Below are 16,281 nucleotides of genomic sequence, written 5' to 3' on the forward strand. Positions count from 1 at the left end.
GGTGCGAGTGACCCAGCCCGACGAGCCTCACGACCTGGAACAGATGCTCGACCGCTTCAAGCGTGCCGGGGGTGACGAAGGTGCCGGCCTGGTCAGCCTCGGCGACCTGCTCGACGAGGTCGGCCGTCGCTCCTTTGCCCCCCTGCTGCTGGTGCCCGGCATCATCACCCTGATGCCGGTGGTCGGGGACATTCCCGGCGTTCCCACCCTGATGGCCCTGTTGGTCCTGCTGGTGGCCGTACAGCTGCTGTTTAGAGCGCACCACTTCTGGATCCCGGGGTTCCTGTTGAATCGATCCGTCTCCAGGCAGAAGCTCGACAAGGCGATCGGCTGGAGCCGTCGGCCCGCGCGCTGGGTGGACAAGTGGCTCAAGCCGCGGCTGACCTTCCTGACCCACGGCGCCGGAATCGTCGCCGTTGCCCTGGCCTGCATCCTCATTGCCCTGGCCATGCCGCCGATGGAGGTGGTGCCGTTCACCGCCAACGGTGCTGGCTTCGCCCTCACGCTATTCGGCCTGTCCCTGATGGCTCACGATGGGCTCCTGGCCGCCGTGGCGTTCGCCGTGACGCTCGCCACCCTGGTCTTCGTCTACCTGGGGCTTTTCTAGCCCTTGGCCAGGAGCCGGCGCAGGTCGCTCACCACCGCCTCCCTGGCGTCGTCCTGGCGAATGAGCAGCTGTGCCTCGCCGTGGCGATCGAAGGCGAAGATCGCGCTGGGGTGGGACACCGTGTAGCGTCCCCCGTCGTCCTTCTCGCCATAGCCGTAGGTCACCCGGTAGCGGCGGGTCAGGGCATCCAGCTCCTCCTTGCTGCCGGTGAGGCCGACGAACTCGGGGCCGAAATTCGCCGTGTACTCGCGCAGGGCCTCGGCATCGTCGCGGGCCGGATCCACCGAAACGAACAGCACTCGCAGGTCGTCGCGCGCCTCCTCGCCGAGCTCGTCGAGGATCGAGTCGAGGTGCGCCATGGTGGCCGGGCAGACGTCGTGGCACTGCGTGAAACCTAAGAACAGCAGCGTCGTGTCGCCGCGAAAGGCCTGCGCCTCGACCCGCTCCCCCGACTCGCTTGTGAGCTCGAACGCCAGGGGCGGCATGAGACCGGCGATGTCCTTGGTCTGCCAGCCCGGGTCGGAGCAGCCCATCAGCACGCTGCCCAGCGCGAGCAGCCCCGCCAGAACCCGGGTGCGGCGCAGCGGGGGACGGCTTGGCGAGTCGGGGCGGGGCGTCGTGGGTCTCATGGCTGGGGGACTCCTTCTGGCTGTTCCGGTTGGCCCGGGCGCGCGTCGCCCTTGCCGGATAGAATGGCGCGAATCACGATCAGCACACCTGCCACGCTCATCATCGAGGCGGGGATCCAGGTGATCAGCCCGCCCAGTTGCTGGTCGGTCAGTGGCGCGATGGGCCAGGCGCGACCGCAGACGGCATAGACGTCGAACAGCACGTTCTCGCTGAAGGTGAGGTAGGCCCCCAGCAGGATTTGCGGCGGAATCACCAGCAGCAGGGCCAGGATGCGCATGCCGTACCCCAGCCCGCCCTGGCGCGGCGTGCGTGGGTCGAGCACCAGCCACCAGAACAGCAGGCCGTCGAGCAGCATGCTCCAGTTCATCACCTGGTAGCGTTGGCGGCTGAGCATGGCATCGAAATGGACCTCGGGGATGAGCCAGAAGTAGATCAGCCCGACGAACAGCAGGGGGGCGACTGCCGGATGCTGCAGCAGACGGTAGATCGGCCGCAGGAGCCGGGCTGCCGCGGCCCGCCCCGGGAGGTGGCGAAGGCGATTCGGCATGCCGGCCGCCAGGACCGGCAGCGGCGCGGCCAGGGCGATCAGGAACGGCGCTGCATGATGCAGCACCAGGTGCTGGGCGCGATGGATGAAGAACATGTACTGCGAGAGGTAATCGAAGTGGGTCTGCGTCACCGCATAGATCGCGCCGACGCCCAGCAGATAGGCGAGTGCACGCCAGGTCCCCGCTGCCTGCCGCCGATGTCGCTGCAGGCCGCGCAGGTACAGGCCCGCCGCAAGCAGGCAGGCGGCGCTCCACGACAGGGAAAACTCCCAGGGCTGCAAGACGCCCATGATGCGCTCGAACTCGAGCATTTGCCTTCCTTTGCCTTCCTTTGCCGAGGCGGCGGCAGTCGCCGTCTGGAAGTGTGTCCTCCAGCATAGCGAACTTGACCGGCCAGGAAACACCCGGGCGACAGCGCCGGAGGGATGCTCTGCCATCGCTTCGTGTGAAGGAGCGCATTGCTGCGGAAGGCGTAAGGATCGGTGGCCACGCTCGGCAGCGACGAGCAGGCCGCGCCATCCTGTACTAGGGTGAAGGCGAAACAGGGTCGACGCGCCGGCTCTGATCCGGTATCGGCGCTGGCGACGCTTTCTCGCTGCCTCGCCGGAACCGAGCCGTCTGAACGCGCCCCACGGCGCGTCTATCGGATCTTGCATGGAATGCGCCGCGGTAGCGTTTCGCGCACGCATCAGCAATGGATTGTCACGCCAATGCCCCTCAGCAAGTACGTTCGCTCAACAGGGCTGGCCGGGGCCGCCGCTCCGCTTCTGTCTGCCTGCGAAGGCCCCCAGTCGGCCCTCGACCCGGCGGGCTCGGCCGCCGCGCTGATCGCCAGGCTGTGGTGGCCGACGCTGTTCGTCGCCGCCCTGGTCACGCTGCTGGTGCTGACGCTGCTGGCCGTGGCCGTGCTGCGTGCCCGTCGCAAGCAGGCCGCGCTGCCGCTGAACGCCAGGCAGAGTCGCAACCTGATGATCGCCGGCGGCATTCTCCTGCCGTTGGCGGCAACGATTCCCTTCGCTCTCTCGAGCTTCTCCATCGGCCGAGTGATCGAGGCCCCCGTGCCCGACGATGCCATGACCGTGGAGGTCATCGGCAAGCAGTGGTGGTGGGAGGTGCACTACCTGGACGAGACGGGCGAGCGCATCGCCACGACCGCCAACGAGATCCACGTGCCCGTCGGCGAGCCGGTCCGCTTCCTGCTCAAGTCGGACAACGTCATTCACAGCTTCTGGGTGCCCAACCTGAAGGGCAAGACGGACATGATGCCGGGGCGCACCAACGTCACCGCGATGACGGCGGACGAGCCCGGCGTCTATCGCGGCCAGTGCGCGGAGTACTGCGGCACGCAGCATGCGCTGATGGCCTTCCTGCTGGTGGCCGAGGCGCCGGAAGCGTTCGATGCCTGGCTGGAGGGCCAGCGCCGGTCAGCGATGGAACCGGAGACGGGTGCGCAAGCCCAAGGGCGCGACGTGTTTCTCGATGCCGGCTGCGCCGGCTGCCACACCATCCGCGGCACGCCGGCCGACGGCGATCTAGGCCCCGATCTGACTCATCTTGCCGGTCGGCGCACGCTGGCCGGCGCCACGGTGCCCAACCGAATCGGACACCTCGGCGGCTGGATCACCGACCCGCAGCACGTCAAGCCGGGCAGCAGGATGCCGCCGAGCGACCTGACACCGGAGGAGCTCAAGACCTTGCTCGATTACCTGGAGAGCCTGGAATGACGCTCGAGACACCCGCCACCCCCCACGACAGGATCGATTCGGCGGAGCAGGCCACGCAGCTGGAGCGCACCTGGCATTCGCCCGGCGGGTTGCTTGGCTGGTTCACCCACGTCAACCAGCGCATGATCGGCAAGCGCTTCATCATTACCGCCTTCATCTTCTTCCTGCTGGCGGGGATTCTCGGCATCCTGATTCGCCTGCAGCTGGCCGGCCCCGAGCAGCAGTTCATCGGGCCGGAGCTCTACAACCAGTTCTTCACCATGCACGGCACGGTAATGATGTTCTTCTTCGCCATTCCGGTGATGGAGGGCTTCGCCATCTACTTCGTGCCGCTGATGGTGGGCACGCGCGACATGGCCTTTCCCCGGCTCAACGCCTTCGGCTATTACGTCTATCTGATCGGCGGGATCGTGCTGTTCGGCTCACTGCTGCTGAGCATGGCGCCCAACGCCGGCTGGTTCAACTACGTGCCGCTGTCGAGCAAGCTCTACTCGCCCGGCTACGGGGTCGACGTCTGGACGACCATGATCACCTTCATCGAGGTCTCGGCGCTGACCGCGGCGGTGGAGCTGATCGTCACCACGCTGCGGATGCGCGCGCCGGGCATGTCGCTGAATCGCATGCCGCTGTTCGTCTGGGCGGCGCTGGTGATGTCGTTCATGATCGTCTTCGCCATGCCGGCGGTGATCGTCAGCAGTACGCTGCTGATCCTCGACCGGCTGGTGGACACCCAGTTCTTCATCGTCGAGGGCGGCGGCGAGCCGCTGCTGTGGCAGCACCTGTTCTGGTACTTCGGTCATCCCGAGGTCTACATCATCCTGGTGCCGGCACTGGGCATGATCTCGACGATCATCATTACCTTTACCCGACGGCCGATCTACGGCTACACGGCACTGGTGCTGTCGGTGGTGGCCATCGGCTTCGTCAGCTTCGGCCTGTGGGTGCACCACATGTTCACCACCGGCCTGCCCCAGCTCGGCATGAGTTTCTTCACCGCTGCCAGCGTCACCATCGCCATCCCCAGCGGGGTGCAGATCTTCTGCTGGATCGCCTCGCTGTGGGGCGCCAGGATCCGCTTCGCCACGCCGATGCTGTGGGTGCTGGGATTCTTCGCCATCTTCGTCATCGGCGGGCTGACCGGCGTCATGGTGGCCTCCATTCCCTTCGACACCCAGGTGCACGACACCTTCTTCCTGGTTGCCCACTTCCACTACGTGCTGATCGGCGGGGCGGTCTTCCCGCTGATCGGCGCGACCTATTACTGGTGGCCCAAGATCACCGGCCGCATGATGAGCGAAACGGCCGGCAAGTGGAGCTTCTGGCTGGCTTTCATCGGCTTCAACGTGACCTTCTTTCCCATGCATCAGCTGGGGCTCGAAGGCATGCCGCGGCGCATCTACACCTATGTCGAGGAGATGGGCTGGGGCGATCTCAACCTGCTGGCGACGATCGGCTCCCTGGTGCTGGCGACGGGCTTCGGCGTCACGCTGATCAATGCCATCTGGAGCGTGCTGCGCGGCCGGCGGGCCGAGCCGAACCCCTGGGGCGCGCCGACCCTGGAGTGGGCGGCGGACTCGCCGCCGGCCTCCTACAATTTTCGCCATATCCCCGTGGTTGAGAGCCGCTGGCCGCTGTGGGACTGGGAGCAGGCGGGCGAACGTGCCGTCGTCACCGGCCTGCGTCATGACCGTCGCGAGGTGGTGCTCACCAGCGTCCTCGATGCCAAACCCGTGGGCGTGCAGGTGCTGCCCGCCCCGACCATCTGGCCGTTCGTCTCGGCCGTGGCCGCCTCGATGGGGTTCATCGGCATCATCTTCCATCCGATCTTCTTCGTGATCGCCTTCTTCCTGGTGGCCTTCACCCTGGTGGCCTGGTTCTGGCCACGCCGACCCTGGAGGGACGATTGATGAAAGTCGTGCAGGGGTTCGACGTCTCGGACATGACCCGTTTCAACCCCGACCAGCGCGCGCCATTGTGGTGGGGCATTCTCGGCCTGATCACGATCGAGTCGGCGGTGGTACTGACCTTCTGCGTCAGCTACATGTACTTGGCGGCCTACGCCGACACCTGGCCGCCGCGCGGCGAGTCGGCCCCGCCCATGCTGTGGCCGAGCATCAACCTGGGGCTGCTGATGCTGAGCAGCCTCACCATGTACCTGGCCGGACGCGCCATCAAGCGCGGCAACCAGCGCGGGCTGGCCATCGGCGTCACCGCCAGCGTGCTGCTGGCGACGACGGTGCTGGTGCTGCGCTCGCTGGAACTCATGGCCTACGAGTTCAGTTGGAAGGATCACGCCTACGGTTCGATCGTCTGGACCATCTCCGGCTTTCACTACGTTCACGTGACGTCGATCGTCTTCGGCAGTGCGGTAGTCGCCATCCTGGCCTGGCGCGGCTATTTCACCCGGCAGCGACAGATCGGCGTCGTGGTGGATACCAACTACTGGTATTTCGTCTGCTTCGCCTGGATTCCCTTTTATCTACTCTTGTACTGGGGGCCGCGCGTCTATGGCCAGTGAACCGGATCGCGGCGTGCTGCTGCACCCCCTGATGTTGTGGCTCGGCTGGGTGATCGGTCCCGCTGCCTGGGCGCTTCACCTGCTGGGCAGTTACCTGCTGGTGGCCCGGGCCTGCGAGAACGGCGTCATGTGGATGCTGCACGCCACGACCCTGGTCACCTTGTTGCTGAGCCTGGCCGGCGCTGCGATGGCCTGGCGACAGTGGGGCCGCGCCGGGCGGCACTGGCCGGGCTCCGGCGATGGCGAGGCGGGGCGCATGCGCTTCATGGCGGTCATGGGGCTGCTCATCAGCGCGTTGTCCGCGCTGCTCGTCGTGGCCGAAGGTGTGCCCAACTTCTTTCTGGGGCCGTGCCTATGACAGCGAGAACTGTGCTCCTCTTGCTGCCGCTGCTCATCGCCAGCGGCTGCAGCAGTGACGAAGCCGAGCCACCGCCGGGCGACCCGGAAGTGGGCCAGGCGGCGATCCGTGAGTACGGCTGCGGCAGCTGTCATGTCATCCCCGGCATCGGCGGAGCAGATGGCCGCACGGGGCCGTCGCTCGAGCGCATCGCCAGGCGTGTCTACCTGGCTGGCGTATTGCCCAACACGCCCGACGACATGGTGCGCTGGATTCGCGAGCCGGAAGCGGTCGACCCGCGCACGGCCATGCCGAACATGGGTGTCGGCGAGAGTGACGCCCGAAATATCACCGCCTACCTGTACACGCTCAAATGAACGATCAGGAACGCCAAGACTCCGTCCGTAGGATCCGCAAGCGGATCGAAATCCATGTCGGCCTCGCTATCGCGGCGCTGGTCGTCGCCATGGGAGTGGGCGCGGCCGGCTTCGTCTATTGGGGCGCTTATAACGTCTCGGCGCTGCAGCAGCATACCGAGCCCGTCTTCACCCTGCTCAACCTGGCGCTGGACCGCTCCATCCGCCAGCGAGCCGAGGAGATCGAGGTCCCGTCGTTGACGCCGGACATGGCCGAGGAGGGGCGACGCCTCTACCAGGCCCGCTGCGTGCAGTGCCATGGCGCGCCCGGCGTGGGCCGCGACGATGTCGGCAAGGGCATGACGCCGGTGCCGCCCAACCTGGCGCATACGGCGAAGGCCAAGAGCGCCGCCGAGCTCTTCTGGCCCATCAAGCACGGCATCAAGATGACCGGCATGCCGAGCTGGCAGTTCAAGTTCACCGACGAGCAGATCTGGACCATCGTCGCCTTCATCATGCAGATGCCGGAGATGTCCCCGGCCGATTACCAGGCGCTGCGCGGTGGTGATGCGCGCGAGCCGCCGCGCGACGTGACGACCGTGAGCGCCTCCGCTCCGGCACGTGCCGCCGCGGAACCCGATCCCGCCCGCGGCAAGCTGGCCCTGTATGGCTATGCCTGCATCGCCTGTCATCGTATTCCGGGCACGGTGGGACCGCATTCTGACGTCGGCCCGCCGCTCGCGGGCATCGGCGGGCGTCGCTATATCGCCGGGGTGCTGGCCAACACGCCCGAGAACATGGTGCACTGGCTGCGCCACCCCACCGAGGTGGATCCGCTCACTGCCATGCCGGACCTGGACGTGACGGAGCAGGATGCCCTGGACATGGCGGCCTATCTGGAGACGCTGAAATAGGTCTGCGGGCACCACGTTCGCAGCGATCCTGGACGCACCACCGGGTGAGTGGCGTTTGTTCCTGCCGGTGGCCGCAACTACGCTGTGTCAAGGGGCGCCCGGGCCTGATATTCGCTCAAGGAGAGGCAAGGTCCGCGTATACACACTGGGCTTTTGAACGCAACGCGAGGGATTCGCATGGCGCTGCTCACCCTGACAACCGTCCTGTTGACGACCTTGGGCCTTGGATGTCTGCTGCAATGGCTGCCGGCCCGTGGACAGCCAAAGCCGACCTACCCCCAGCGGGCACCTTTTCTCGGTGGCGGCAGCCCCGATACGCATGCCTGGAACCGCTATCACATTCGCTACTACCCCATGACGCTGCTGCTGATCGCCTTCGAGATGGAGATGATGTTCATGTATCCATGGGCGGTGGTATTCGTCGAGAAGGGGGCCACGGCGGTCATGGAAATGGGCATGTTCCTGGCCATCCTGGCGGTGGGCATCGTCTACGCCTGGCGTGAGGGGGTGTTCCGGTGGCAGTGAGCTGGCAACGTCGCCTGGCGGCTCGCGCGCCGGCGGCCGTCTTCCTTGCCGAGGCGGCGCGTATCGGCCCGGTGCGCGAAACGCTTGCGCTCGTGCCCGGTATTCGTCTCGTCGACACGCCTCGCCATGCCAGCGTGCTGCTGGTGGCGGGCGTTATCCCGACCGGCTGGCGCGACGACCTGCGCCGTATCCACGATCAGTTGCCCGCCCCGTTCGCCAGCGTGTGGTGTCGTTGCGAGCCATTCGAGGCACTGCGCAACCCCATACGTATCGATGTCGTCGAGGCGTTGCCCCAGGGCGTGGTCGAGACGCATCGCGAGCTGATGCTGGGCAAGCGCGACAGTGCGCCCCGGCTGCTACCGGACGAGCCGCCGAATCCCTGGGAGGGGCTCGGCGACGATGGCCATGGCGGCGAGGGCATGATGGGCGGCACGCCCTACGGTCGGCCCATGGCCATGAACATGCAGGACGATCGTCGCGATGGCCTGACGCTGGATACGCTGACCTTCCGGCTGGGGCCGTTTCATTCCGCGTTGCCGCCGGGTCTTCAGGCCGAGGTCAGCCTGCAGGGTGATCTGGTGCAGGCCTGGACGGTCACGCGCAAGCCCTTCGCCGGCGTCGTCGAACCGATCTTTCATGCGGCTCGCCAGTCGTCGGTGCCGATCGCCGAGCTCGAGCTCGCTCGCGCCCGTCATCACCTGCACCGGCTTTACCGGGGGCTGTGGTTGGCAGGCTGGCCGACAATGGCGGAACGGGCCCTGCGCCTGGCCGAAAAGCTGGGTCCGAACAGCGATGTTGCGGGCCTGCGCCGCGAGCTGGAGCGCGGGGGGCTGTGGCGGCTGGCGCTGCCCGAGCCTGGTCGCGGCGTGCTGGACGAAGCGCAGGCGCGGCAGCTCGGTGGTCCGGCGGCCCGCGCGGCGGGCATCGATGCGGACCTGCGCAGCGAGGATGCCAGCTACCGTCGGCTCGGTTTTGCACCGACCTGCCGAGAAGCGGGCGATACGGCGGCTCGCTGGCGGCAGTGGCTCGACGAGATCGAGCAGTCCCTGTCGCTGGCCGGCCGGGCCGCCCGTTACGACCTGAAGACCGCCGAGACCGCTGCCGTCGAGACCCCGCGCGGCCCTTGGGCCGAGGGCTTCCCTCACGATATGAGCGACCTGCTGGGTGAGGTGCTCCCGGAACTGGAGTGGGGCGAAGCGCTGCTGACCCTGGCCAGCCTGGACGTCGCTGCCCTTGATCCGCTCCCCCTCGCTAACGACTGGCGGACCGGCTTCGCCGAGGCGAAACGGGAGGGGAGTCCATGATCCTCGATCAGTTGATCCTGCCGTGGCTGCTGGCCTGGCTGATGGCTGGCCTGGGCGCCTATCTCGTGGCCGTGCTCGACCGTTGGATGGCGACGGGCTCGACCCAGGCGGGAAGCGTTTGGCTCGCTCCCCTGGCCAGCGCCGCCTGGCTGTTGACGCAGCAGGCCACGACCACCGAGGCACCGGACGCAGGTGCCTGGCGGTTGGCGCCGGCGCTCTACCTGGCCCTGGCCGCCACGGGGCTGGCACTGGTGCCGTGGTCGCCGACGCTGGTCGGGGTCGACCTGGCGACCAGCCTGGTGCTGTGGGGCAGCCTGGAGGCGCTGGCCACGGTGGTGATCTTTTTGCATGGGTGGTCGGCCAATTCTCACCTGGCGTTGATCGGCGCCTACCGCTACGTCGCCTTGGGGATCTCCTACCTGCTGGTCAGCATGTTCGTGCTGATCGGCGTGGCGCTGCCGGCCGAGTCGCTGCGCTGGACCGAGGTGGTCGCAGCGCAGGAGTCGCTCTGGCACGTGGTGTCCCAGCCGCTGGGGCTGCCGCTGTTCCTGGTGGTGGGGCTGGGTCTGACCTTCTGGGGACCGCTCGACCTGGCCGACTCGACGGATCTCTCGACGGGCACCGCGGTCGAGCGTTCGGGCCCGCCGCGTCTGGTGTGGGCGCTGGCGCGCGCCGCCATGCTGGTGGCCTTCAGTGCGATTGCCGCCACCGCCTTCCTCGGTGGCTGGATGGGTCCCTGGCTGCCGGGGCCGGCCTGGCTGCTGCTCAAGAGCCTGGCGGTACTGGTGGTGCTGCTATGGCTGGGGCGTCGGCTGCCCAGGCTCGCTCCCGAGCGCTGCCTGACGCTGATGTGGGTGGTGCTGCTGCCGCTCTCCTTCGTCGACCTGATCTGGGCCGGGGCGGTGGCCCTGTGGATGGCCTGAGTGAGGCCAGGGAGCCGACATGACGCCAAGTCTCGCTACGCATATTGCCTTTGTGGTGCTGGCGGCGCTGGCCGTGCTCAGCGGCTGGCGGGTGTTCTGCACCGATTCGATGGTGCGGGCGTCGTTCTTCCTGTTGCTGTCGTTCATCGCCGTAGGCGGGATCATGATCCTGCTCACCGCCGAGTACCTGGGGGTGGCGATGTTCTTCATGATGGCCGTCGAGATGATGGTCATGGCGCTGTTCATGGTCATGTTCATGATGAACCCGGCCGGCCTCAATCCGATGAAGATGGTGCACCAGGAGAGAGTTGCCATCGTCGCCGGTGTCGCTGTCTTCGGCGTGCTCTCGGCGGTGGCCGTGCTCGGCGATTTTCCCGATATGCCGCTGCCGGCGGAGCATGCGCCGGTGATCTCGCTGGGCCGTGAGCTGCTCGGCGATTCGATGCTGGTCTTCGAGACCGCCGGCGTGGTGCTGCTGACCACCATGGTCGGCGTGGTGGTGCTGTCGAGCCGACGTGGCCGCTATGGCCGCGCCGACGAGGGCTCGGTACCGCCCGGGCTCGAGCCCGGCGGCGAGCCGGCAGGCCGGCCAAAGGAGAGCGAAGAGGAAAAAGGAGAAGAGGGCGGCCACGCCCACCAACACCACCATTAGCGATGACGCGGTGGAACGACGCGTAACACAGGCCAGGAGGGCGACATGACACTCACCACGCTACTCGTTCTTGCAGCGGCGCTGATCGGCATCGGCTTCTATGGGGCGCTGTCGCAGCAATCGTTCGTGATGCTGATGATGGGCCTCGAACTGATGCTCAACGGGGCGATGTTGGCGGCCGTGGCCTTCTGGGCCTATAGCGGCGCCGGTGCCCCCGAAGGGCAGCTGTTGACCATCGTGATCATGGCAGTCATGGCGATCGAGATGGCGCTCGGCTTCGCCCTGGTGGTGGCGGTGTTCCGCGCCAAGCAGGCCGACACGACCGAAGCCCTGAGCGAGTTGAAGCAATGACGCTCTGGGCCGTACCGCTGACGCCGTGGTTGCTGTCGCTGCTGCTTTACGGGGCCGGGCGGCGATTCGGGCCGCTGGCTCTCGGGCTCTCGGCGGGGGTGGCGCTATTGCTGACTCTTGCCGTGACGGGGCTTTCGCTGAACGCCGGGGTAGTGGCGAGCTATCGCTGGAGCGAGTCCCTGACGCTGGGGCTGGAACGCTCCCTGGCAGGCGACGTTTTCGCCTGGCTGGTACCGCTGGTGGCATTGCCGGTGACGCTCTATGCCGCGATCCATGTCAGACAGGCGCCGCACCGCCTGGTGGCCCTGCTGCTGGCCTTTGTTGGCGCCATGCAACTGTTGGTGCTGGCCAGTGACCTGCTGACCCTGCTGGTAGCCTGGGAGCTGGTCGGGGCCTGTTCCTGGGGCTTGATCCTGCATCGCTGGCAGGAGGAGGGCATCCCGAGCCAGGCGATGCACGCCTTCCTCGCCACCCGGCTGGGCGACCTGGGGCTGTATGTTGCCGCAGGGGCGCTGTTCGCCGGCACCGGCGGTTTCGGCTATGCCGCCCTCGACGATCTCTCGGGTGGGCTGTTGCACGTCGCCGTGGCCGGCATCGTACTGGCGGCGGCGGCCAAGTCAGCACAGCTGCCGTTCAGTGCTTGGTTGTTTGCCGCCATGGCCGGGCCGGTGCCGGCCTCGGCCCTGCTGCATTCGGCGACCATGGTCGCCGCCGGAACCTTCCTGCTCGCTCGGCTGGCGCCGCAGCTCGAGCAGGCCGCCTGGTTTTCGCCCCTGGTGATTTTCCTGGGGCTGGCCACGGCGCTGACAGGCGGCCTGGTGGCGAGCTGCCAGGGCCACGCCAAGCGGCTGCTGGCCGCTTCCACGTCGGCGCAGTATGGGCTGATGTGGGTCGCCGTGGGGGCGGGCTTCCCCGGTGTGGCACTGCTGCACGCCGTCACCCATGCCTGCCTCAAAGCGGGGCTGTTCCTGGTCGCGGGGCTGGCCGAACGGCGCGTCGACAGCTACCGGCTGGCGGACATGCGACTGGGGCGACAGCTGCCGGGCGTGGCGGGGGCGAGCCTGGTGCTGTGCCTGGCGCTGGCCGGCGTGGCGCCGCTGGGGGCGGCCTGGAGCAAGGAGCAGATCGCCTCCGCCGCCGTCGATATCTCGCCCTGGCTGGCGCTGTTTGTGGCCATCGCCGGCGGGCTCAGTGCGCTCTATGCCACCCGCTTCCAGCGGCTGGCCTTCGGTCGCTCGCCACGGCGACTCGTCTCGGGCCGGCCGCCGGCCGGGGCGGAGCGAATTTCGCTGGCGGGGCTGGCGCTTGCCACGCTGATGCTCTCGCTGCTGTGGTGGCGGCCGTTCTCCGAGTCGATCGCGGCGAACTTGGGGGTCGTGCTGCCCAAGGAGCATGCGTGGCTGATGGTGGTGTCGCTGGCGCTGGTGGCGCTGGGCATTGGCATGGGGCTGTGGTTAACCCGTGGGAGCCCGCGTGAGGCGGAACCGGCCTGGCAACCGGTCCTGGCCGACTGGTTCGGCCTGCCGACGTTGCATAGCGGCGTGGGATTGGGTGTCATGCGGTTCGCCCGGGCCCTGGCTCGCTTTGACGATCGGGTATTCGACTTGCCATTGACCCGCCTGGCGCAAGGTGCCAGTGCCGGTGCAAGTGGCCTGGCGCGTGGCGACGACGCCCTGCTGGCCGTGCCTATCAACCAGCTGGCAAAAGGCATTCACGCAACCGCACGAGGCTTGGCGCGCGGAGACGATCGGGTCGTCGACTCCGGCTTGATGATCACCGCGCGCTGCGCGCAGTGGCTGGCCGACGTCAACACTCGGCGCGGCGAATGGCTGGCCGACGGCCTGCCCAGTGCGCTGGCACAGGGGGTAGAGGCCGGCGGGCGCTGGGCCCGGGCGACGCAGTCCGGCCAGACCCACCACTACTACACCGCCATGGCCGCCGGCCTCGGTACGTTCTTCCTGCTGCTGCTGATAGGAGCCTCGATGTGATGCTGACCGTCGCGCTGTTCGCTCCCCTGCTGGGCGCTCTCCCGCTTGCCTTGAATTCGCGCTGGAGTGCCGCTCAGGCGCGCTGGATCGCCGTGGTAGCATCCGGCGCCTCGTTGCTGGCGCTGGCGCTGGCCTGGCTGACGTTCGATCCGGCCGGTCCGCTGTTCCAGCATGTCGACGAGGTGCAGTGGGTGCCGTCGCTGGGCATGGCCTACCGGGTTGGCGTCGATGGTATCGCCCTGGCCGTGGCGACCATGAGTGCGGTGCTGTTCGTTGCCGCCGTCGTCTATCCCTTCGATACCCGGGGGGAGGCGCGCCAGTACTATGCCTGGCTATTGTTCCTGCACGGCGTGTCGCTAGGGGTCTTCCTGGCCCTCGATCTGCTGATGTTCTATGTCTGCTTCGATCTCACTCTGGTGGGCATGTACTTTCTGATCGGGCGCTGGGGTCACGGCGACCCCCAGCTCGCCGCCTTCAAGTTCTTCCTCTATACCTTTGCCGGCTCGCTGGCACTGCTGCTTGGCATCATCGGGCTCTATCTCGCTCTCGAGACGCCGACATTCGACATGCGCGCCATCATCGAGCAGCAGCCGCTGGCGGGCAGGGGCACCTATGCCAGCCTGGTATTTCTGGCGATGATGGTGGGGCTGGCGGTCAAGACCCCGCTGGTGCCGGTGCATACCTGGCTGCCCCAGGCCCACGTCGATGCGCCAGGGCCGGCCTCGGCGATTCTTGCCGGGGTACTGCTCAAGATGGGTACCTACGGCATGATCCGGCTGCCGCTGGCCATGCTCGGCGAGACCTTCTCCCGTTTCGCCCTGCCGGTGGCAGTGCTGGCGCTGGTGGCGATTCTCTACGGTGCCCTGGTGGCGCTGGGGCAGACCAACCTCAAGCGGCGTATCGCCTATACCTCGATCAACCACATGGGCTACACCGTGCTGGGGATTGCCGTGGCCGCTTCGCTGATAGGCGGGCATGACGAAGCACGGCGGCTGGCGCTGACCGGTGCCACGGTGGAGATGGTTGCCCACGGCCTGATTACCGGCTCGCTGTTCCTGATCAGCGGCTCGCTGTGGCAGCGTTCGGGGGATTATGCCATGGCGCGTTATGGTGGCCTGGCTCGCCGGGCGCCGCAGCTGACCGCATTGACCGTGCTGGCCGCCTTCGCCAGTCTCGGCATGCCGGGGCTGGCCGGCTTCGTCGCCGAGTTTCAGGTGTTTACCGGCACCTTCGCCGTCTATCCCTGGCTGGCGGTGCTGGGGGTGCTGGGCATCGTGATCACCGCGGCGCTGTTCCTCGACCTGCTGTGGCGGCTGTTCTTCGGCCGGCTGCCCGAGCACCTGGCACATTTCCCCGACCTCAACCGGATCGAAATCGGGGTGCTCGGTGTGCTGGCACTGGGGGTCGTGGCGATCGGTGTGGCGCCACACTTCCTGCTCGAGGTGGTTGAGGCCTCGGCGAGCCTGCTGGCCGGAGGACGCTGATGCCCGTGGCGGACCTGACCCCCGAACTGGCGCTGCTGATCGGGGCGGTGATGATCGTGTTGGGTGCCGCCTTCCTGCCGCACGCCCGCCAGGGCTGGCTGGCCGGTGCGGCTCTGGTGACGCTGACGATCGCCCTGGGTGCCGTCGTCGTGCAGTGGCCGGCAGCGCCTTCGCTAACGTTCTCTGGGGTGTGGATCCTGGATGCACCGGCCTCGCTGGCCAAGCTCGTCATTCTGGGTAGCGGCGCACTTGCCGTGGCGATGTCGCCCGACTGGATGCGCAGCGACCCGCGGCATGGCGAGTACTATGCGCTGTGCCTGTTCGCGCTGCTGGGCGCCGTGGTCATGGCGGCGGCTGGCGACAGCATGGAGCTGCTGCTCGGCGTGCTGCTCTCCTCGGCGGCGAGCTACCCGCTGGTGGCCTACCACCGCGGGTTCGCGCCGGCGCTGGAAGCGGGCATGAAGTACTTCCTGATCGGCGCTCTGGCCAATGCGCTGCTGTGTGTCGGGGTGGTCATGCTGTTCGGCCTGGTCGGTGACACCGACTACCGCGTCCTGGCCGCGTTTCTTGCCCAGAGCGACCGGCTGGTGCTCAGTGTGGCCGTGGGCTGCGTGATCCTGGGGCTTGCCTTCAAGCTGGCGGCGTTTCCGGCGCATGCCTGGATGCCGGATGTCGCCCAGGCGGCCCCGGCGCCGGTTGCGGCGATGCTCAGCGTGGCGCCCAAGGTAGGAGCGGCGCTGGCGCTGGCGCGTCTGGTGGCGCTGTTGCCGGGAGAGCAGGGGCTCTGGCTGGTAGCGCTGGTCTCGGCGGTCACCATGACCCTGGGCAACCTGGCGGCGCTTCGCCAGGTCGACGTTCGCCGGCTGCTGGGCTGGTCATCGGTCTCCCAGTCCGGGTATGCGTTGATGGCGGTGGCCGTGATCGGGCGCGCCGAGGGTGCCGTGTCGGCATTGCTTGTCTTCCTCGTCGCCTATGCGCTGGCCAACCTGGCCGCCTTCGCCGTGGTCACTCATCTGCGCGGACGCACCGACCTTGCCGATTATCGCGGCCTGGCCAGGGCGCAACCCTTGGCGGCTGTGGTGCTGATCGTTGCCATGCTGTCACTGGTGGGCATTCCGCCGCTGGTGGGTTTCTTCGGCAAGTTCCTGCTGTTCGAGGCTACGCTGGCGGCCGACCATGCCTGGCTGGCCATAGTCGCGGCGCTCAATACCCTGGTTTCGCTGTACTACTACCTGCGAGTGGCTGCCGTCATGGTCTTTACGCGCCCAACCGGGCCCGTCGCGGTGTTGGGGGGGCATTCAAGGCTCGCCATGCTGGCAGGGGGCGTGGGAATCGTGGCGTCAGCCCTGCTCATGGAGCTCCTCCTGGGGGCGTCAGGCGTAGTCATGCTCCCCCTGCCGTCCTGACACCTCGGAGACAG

General features: G+C 67.5%; 17 protein-coding genes. 15 read left to right on the forward strand and 2 right to left on the reverse strand.

All coding sequences use genetic code 11. The annotated features are described in order from the left end of the window. Nucleotides 1–7 precede the first annotated feature (7 nt). Nucleotides 8–607, forward strand: a complete 600-nt coding sequence (locus HNO51_RS04480) for an exopolysaccharide biosynthesis protein (protein ID WP_242597204.1) — start codon at nucleotides 8–10, stop codon at nucleotides 605–607. On the opposite strand, the gene HNO51_RS04485 is transcribed toward HNO51_RS04480, so the two are convergent. Together HNO51_RS04485 and HNO51_RS04490 are read right to left on the reverse strand one after the other, a co-directional pair. Continuing rightward, on the reverse strand, nucleotides 604–1,236 hold the full coding sequence (locus tag HNO51_RS04485; protein WP_242597205.1) for an SCO family protein: 633 nt from the start codon (nucleotides 1,234–1,236) through the stop codon (nucleotides 604–606). The two genes, HNO51_RS04480 and HNO51_RS04485, sit on opposite strands and share 4 nt — an antisense overlap. Next, nucleotides 1,233–2,096 carry a cytochrome c oxidase assembly protein gene (locus HNO51_RS04490; RefSeq protein ID WP_197449820.1) on the reverse strand — a complete coding sequence of 288 codons (864 nt, stop codon included), beginning with the start codon at nucleotides 2,094–2,096 and terminating at the stop codon, nucleotides 1,233–1,235. Before HNO51_RS04490 ends, HNO51_RS04485 begins: the two co-directional genes overlap by 4 nt. Nucleotides 2,097–2,495: 399 nt before the next feature. Between HNO51_RS04490 and coxB the strand changes: the two genes are divergently transcribed. The 14 genes from coxB to HNO51_RS04560 all read left to right on the forward strand — a co-directional run bounded on the left by coxB (nucleotide 2,496) and on the right by HNO51_RS04560 (nucleotide 16,267). Continuing rightward, nucleotides 2,496–3,509, forward strand: a complete 1,014-nt coding sequence (gene coxB, locus HNO51_RS04495) for a cytochrome c oxidase subunit II (protein ID WP_209538593.1) — start codon at nucleotides 2,496–2,498, stop codon at nucleotides 3,507–3,509. After that, a complete protein-coding gene (ctaD, locus tag HNO51_RS04500) occupies nucleotides 3,506–5,416 on the forward strand; it encodes a cytochrome c oxidase subunit I (protein ID WP_209538594.1) in 1,911 nt (636 codons plus the stop codon). The genes coxB and ctaD overlap by 4 nt, the downstream gene beginning before the upstream one ends. After that, on the forward strand, nucleotides 5,416–6,027 hold the full coding sequence (locus HNO51_RS04505; RefSeq protein ID WP_197449823.1) for a cytochrome c oxidase subunit 3: 612 nt from the start codon (nucleotides 5,416–5,418) through the stop codon (nucleotides 6,025–6,027). The genes ctaD and HNO51_RS04505 overlap by 1 nt, the downstream gene beginning before the upstream one ends. After that, nucleotides 6,017–6,385 (forward strand): hypothetical protein, encoded by a 369-nt coding sequence (locus HNO51_RS04510; protein ID WP_197449824.1) that lies wholly within the window; start codon nucleotides 6,017–6,019, stop codon nucleotides 6,383–6,385. Before HNO51_RS04505 ends, HNO51_RS04510 begins: the two co-directional genes overlap by 11 nt. Then, nucleotides 6,382–6,741, forward strand: a complete 360-nt coding sequence (locus HNO51_RS04515; RefSeq protein WP_209538595.1) for a c-type cytochrome — start codon at nucleotides 6,382–6,384, stop codon at nucleotides 6,739–6,741. The genes HNO51_RS04510 and HNO51_RS04515 overlap by 4 nt, the downstream gene beginning before the upstream one ends. Continuing rightward, a complete protein-coding gene (locus tag HNO51_RS04520) occupies nucleotides 6,738–7,634 on the forward strand; it encodes a c-type cytochrome (RefSeq protein ID WP_197449826.1) in 897 nt (298 codons plus the stop codon). The genes HNO51_RS04515 and HNO51_RS04520 overlap by 4 nt, the downstream gene beginning before the upstream one ends. 177 nt (nucleotides 7,635–7,811) lie before the next feature. Further along, entirely contained in the window at nucleotides 7,812–8,159 is a 348-nt protein-coding gene (locus tag HNO51_RS04525; RefSeq protein WP_197449827.1) for an NADH-quinone oxidoreductase subunit A, read from the forward strand. Continuing rightward, nucleotides 8,156–9,463, forward strand: a complete 1,308-nt coding sequence (locus tag HNO51_RS04530; protein WP_209538596.1) for an NADH-quinone oxidoreductase subunit D-related protein — start codon at nucleotides 8,156–8,158, stop codon at nucleotides 9,461–9,463. The genes HNO51_RS04525 and HNO51_RS04530 overlap by 4 nt, the downstream gene beginning before the upstream one ends. Then, a complete protein-coding gene (locus HNO51_RS04535) occupies nucleotides 9,460–10,386 on the forward strand; it encodes an NADH-quinone oxidoreductase subunit H (RefSeq protein ID WP_197449829.1) in 927 nt (308 codons plus the stop codon). Before HNO51_RS04530 ends, HNO51_RS04535 begins: the two co-directional genes overlap by 4 nt. Nucleotides 10,387–10,405: 19 nt before the next feature. Beyond that, complete coding sequence (locus tag HNO51_RS04540) at nucleotides 10,406–11,038, forward strand: NADH-quinone oxidoreductase subunit J family protein (protein ID WP_197449830.1); 633 nt, start codon at nucleotides 10,406–10,408, stop codon at nucleotides 11,036–11,038. 45 nt (nucleotides 11,039–11,083) lie between these two features. Next, nucleotides 11,084–11,389, forward strand: coding sequence for an NADH-quinone oxidoreductase subunit NuoK (nuoK, locus tag HNO51_RS04545; RefSeq protein WP_167111567.1), 306 nt, complete (start codon nucleotides 11,084–11,086; stop codon nucleotides 11,387–11,389). Continuing rightward, nucleotides 11,386–13,377: an NADH-quinone oxidoreductase subunit 5 family protein gene (locus tag HNO51_RS04550; RefSeq protein ID WP_209538597.1), complete on the forward strand. Its 1,992-nt coding sequence runs from the start codon at nucleotides 11,386–11,388 to the stop codon at nucleotides 13,375–13,377. Before nuoK ends, HNO51_RS04550 begins: the two co-directional genes overlap by 4 nt. After that, the gene (locus tag HNO51_RS04555) at nucleotides 13,377–14,861 is read left to right on the forward strand and encodes a complex I subunit 4 family protein (RefSeq protein ID WP_242597248.1); all 1,485 of its coding nucleotides are present in this window, start codon (nucleotides 13,377–13,379) and stop codon (nucleotides 14,859–14,861) included. Before HNO51_RS04550 ends, HNO51_RS04555 begins: the two co-directional genes overlap by 1 nt. After that, a complete protein-coding gene (locus HNO51_RS04560) occupies nucleotides 14,861–16,267 on the forward strand; it encodes an NADH-quinone oxidoreductase subunit N (protein WP_209538599.1) in 1,407 nt (468 codons plus the stop codon). The genes HNO51_RS04555 and HNO51_RS04560 overlap by 1 nt, the downstream gene beginning before the upstream one ends. Nucleotides 16,268–16,281: the final 14 nt, after the last annotated feature.

It is taken from the genome of Billgrantia sulfidoxydans, from assembly GCF_017868775.1.
In the GTDB taxonomy this organism is placed as follows: domain Bacteria; phylum Pseudomonadota; class Gammaproteobacteria; order Pseudomonadales; family Halomonadaceae; genus Halomonas; species Halomonas sulfidoxydans.